The following is a 3,006-nucleotide window of genomic DNA, read 5'->3' as shown; positions in this document are numbered from 1 at the left end:
ACGAAACAAATGGACGCCGAGGCCGGAGCCTGGAAGGCCGCGAAGCTCCACGTAGGGCATAAACTCTCTCAAAGAGCACCAGCCGCAAGAGCGACGTAGTGCCACAAGCGATACCTAAACGCCCACTCAGAGTGCGGAACGTGAGCTCTTGTCCGTTTCGTAGTTGAGGTTGGACAAGGACTGCTGGTCATGGGCGCGAGATGGTCCTCAAGCGCCGGGGCGGGCGAACAAGCCGGGTTCGGGTTCGATGAGGATGTCCCGGCTGACCAGGCGTTTCAGTTTGGAGCGGATGCCTTCGGTGTTCTTCGGGAGGATCGGCAGGTCGAGGGCCTGGTAGAGGTCGCGGGCGCGCATCGGCTGGCCCGCGTCGGCCAGGGCGGTGAGGATCTGCTGGTAGGCGGGGTGGTCCGGGATGTCGGGGCGGTCCGGCTCGGTGGCAGGTGAGAGCGCGGGGAGAGTGAGGAGGGTCTTGCGGGTGATGCGCAGGTTCTCGCTCTCCGCGTCGATCTCCGGGTGAGTTCTTGGATGCGGTCCCTCAACTGCCCGGCCTGGTCGGCCAGTTCACGCTCGCGGGCTCGATGTGCTCCAGGATGGCTTTGACCTGCAGGTTGTCGCTCATGCGGTTCTCCAGGGGGCGAGGGTGGCTCCGGTGAGGCGGCGGCTCATGACGGAGGTCATCGCCCACAGAACGCGGGAGCGGGAGGAGGCGGGCCGGTGTTCGTAGTCGCGTATGAGACGGCGGTAGAACATCAAGATCCCGTTCGTCTGCTCCACGATCCACCGCTTGACCTGCGGAACGAACCCGACCTGGTCCGGGTTGCGTTCGACGATCTCGACGTCGATGCCCACGGTCTTGCCGTGCTCGACGACCTTGTTCTTGAAGCCCTGGTCGACCAGGGCCTTGGTCACCGTGTCGCACTGTGCGGCGACACCGTCCAGCAGGGCGATACCGGCTGTGTTCTCGTGCGCGGAGGCGGGCAGGACGACGCAGTCGATGACGAGGCCAAGGACGTCCACGGCCAGGCATCTCTTCCTGCCAGGCACTCTTTTCGCGGCATCCTTGCCGGTCGTTGTGGCGGGGACGCCGACCGCGGCATGGATGCTCTGCGTGTCCAGGACCACCAGGCTCGGATCGGCTAACCGCCGCTTCTTCTCCCGAAGTTGCCACCGCATCAGATCGTGGATGGTCTGGTCCGTGCCGTCATCGCGCCACTTGTAGAAGTAGTACTTCACCGCGCCGGCGGGCGGCAGGTCGTGGGGCAGCAGGTCCCACTGGCAGCCGCTGCGGTTCTGGTACAGGATCGCGTTCACGATCTCCCGCATCTCGTATCTGCCCTGATGGCCGCTGACCGACGGATGTGCGGCTTTCCAGGCTGTGATCACGGGCTCGACCAGGGCCCACTGATCGTCGGAAGCATCACTCGAGTACGGCTTGCGCATGCTCATGCCACAACCCAAGCGAACCCCGAACGCCTGACCGGCCGCGATACCCCAACATCACACCATCGAGTGATCACAAGCCGGACAGAAGATCACGTTCCGCACTCTCAGTACCTCGCCGAGCGATTTCACATCACAAACCCTCACTTCGGGTCCCTCTACGGCGTTCGCGAAACGCAGGAGTCCGACTGCTGGGAACACGACCAGCGAACCGTTTCCCGCGTTTTCATCGTGCGGATCGACGGGGAAGAGTCGGACTCGTTTCAGGCGATGTCTCCGTCGCACACCCGGTGGGAAATCAGCGAGCTCAGAACTCGCCACCGAGATGTCTCACCTGAAGGCGTGGCCCTTCTGGTCTCCGGATACGTGGAAGGTTGGCTTCCCGACGGTCCCATCACGCTCTATTGACCTGGAGTCTCTATGCCTCTGCACGCAATTAAGATCGTCCTGAATCGAACCGTACGCGGAGTCGAACTCAAAGCCGCGCGACGGATCAGCCGTATACCCATGGCACCGAGGGAGGGCAGCCCGTCCAGGAGCCTGGCCATCTCGGCCGCCTGGGGTGGTGGCCATCCGCTGGGCCAGTCGGAGCGGGCGTGCCAGAGCTGCAAGATGGCTTCTCGTGCCTGGGCACCACGAGCATCGGCATCAGGCGCATTGGCCGTCTCGGCCTGGCCGGGGAAGTCGTGCGTCTTGACCCACGGGCTGCCCTGCGGGCCGCCATTCGTGCCCGGCGTTCTTCTAGTCGCCGATCAGCTCATTCTTCTTGCTGTCCACGCTGATCACCGGGTCACCGGCGTCCCTGTAGTCTCGTGCCTGCTCGTTGAGGTAGCGGAACTGGGCGTCCCTGTCGGGGTGCTGAGCGCCTTCGATGGTCTTGACGTTGGCCTGCAGACTAAAGCCTTCCTCCCGCAGCAGGCCGGCGACCGTGTCGGCGGAGACCCGGTGGCCCTGGCGGGTCAGCTCCGCTGCCAGCTTCCGGGTCGACTTCGTCGTCCACCGCAGCGGCGACATCGGATCGCCCCGCTCGTCGGGCTCGACCAGCATTGTTTCCTGGCAAGCCCTTGACTCTGTCGGGGATCTTGGAGTTGCCCGGTGCGCCAGCGTGATCGGCGGGCATGCTCGGGGTGTTCCGAGAGCCCATGCAGTTGTCGAGGTGTTCGTTGTCGCTCCGTCCTCGTTCCGGTGAGCAAGTCCCGCTTTTGACCGCGCAGATCGCGCGGGCGAGCAACCCGGACGGTACGGCGGCGATGTGGGTGAGAGACCGGCTGGACGGGCTGTGGCGTGACGAGGACTTCGCGGACTGGTATCCGCGCGACGGACGTCCGGGCCTCTCGCCCGCCCAGCTGGCCACCGTCTGTGTGCTGCAGTTCGTGCTCGGCCTGTCGGACCGGCAGGGCGCCGAGGCGGTGCGCTGCCGCATCGACTTCAAGTACGCGATGGCCATGGAACTGGATGATCCCGGCTTCCACCACAGTGTGCGTATCCCTGCGTGACGCCTTGCCCCGGCGTGAAAATTGGGTTGGCGGCTGTCCGTCGACGTCGGCAGCACCTTGGGGGGTGGAT

At 64.8% G+C, this 3,006-nt stretch carries 3 protein-coding genes and 1 pseudogene; 1 reads left to right on the top strand and 3 read right to left on the bottom strand.

What is annotated here, in order from left to right; all coding sequences use genetic code 11:
• Positions 1 to 207: 207 nt before the first annotated feature.
• From ACTWQJ_RS49470 to ACTWQJ_RS49460, 3 genes and pseudogenes are all read right to left on the bottom strand, one after another.
• Positions 208 to 354 (bottom strand): hypothetical protein, encoded by a 147-nt coding sequence (locus ACTWQJ_RS49470; protein WP_443312902.1) that lies wholly within the window; start codon positions 352 to 354, stop codon positions 208 to 210.
• Between the two features lie 261 nt (positions 355 to 615).
• Entirely contained in the window at positions 616 to 1,446 is an 831-nt protein-coding gene (locus ACTWQJ_RS49465) for an IS5 family transposase (RefSeq protein WP_443312901.1), read from the bottom strand.
• Positions 1,447 to 2,117: 671 nt separating this feature from the next.
• Positions 2,118 to 2,484 (bottom strand): annotated as a pseudogene (locus tag ACTWQJ_RS49460) (ISAzo13-like element transposase-related protein); the annotation flags it as partial.
• A gap of 158 nt (positions 2,485 to 2,642) precedes the next feature.
• On the opposite strand from ACTWQJ_RS49460, the gene ACTWQJ_RS49455 reads away from it, so the two are divergent.
• Positions 2,643 to 2,936: a transposase gene (locus ACTWQJ_RS49455; RefSeq protein ID WP_443312900.1), complete on the top strand. Its 294-nt coding sequence runs from the start codon at positions 2,643 to 2,645 to the stop codon at positions 2,934 to 2,936.
• The last annotated feature ends 70 nt before the right edge of the window (positions 2,937 to 3,006 follow it).

The organism is Streptomyces sp. KR55, assembly GCF_052245645.1.
In the GTDB taxonomy this organism is placed as follows: Bacteria; Actinomycetota; Actinomycetes; order Streptomycetales; family Streptomycetaceae; genus Streptomyces; species Streptomyces flavusporus.
The sequence above is the reverse complement of the archived record's forward strand: the minus strand, read 5'-3'. Positions and strand labels throughout refer to the sequence as shown.

What these genes read in the sequence shown, in the direction of transcription:
- ACTWQJ_RS49465 (WP_443312901.1), bottom strand. Translation starts at nt 1,446, where the DNA reads ATGAGCATGCGCAAGCCGTACTCGAGTGATGCTTCCGACGATCAGTGG.
- ACTWQJ_RS49470 (WP_443312902.1), bottom strand. Translation starts at nt 354, where the DNA reads ATGCGCGCCCGCGACCTCTACCAGGCCCTCGACCTGCCGATCCTCCCG.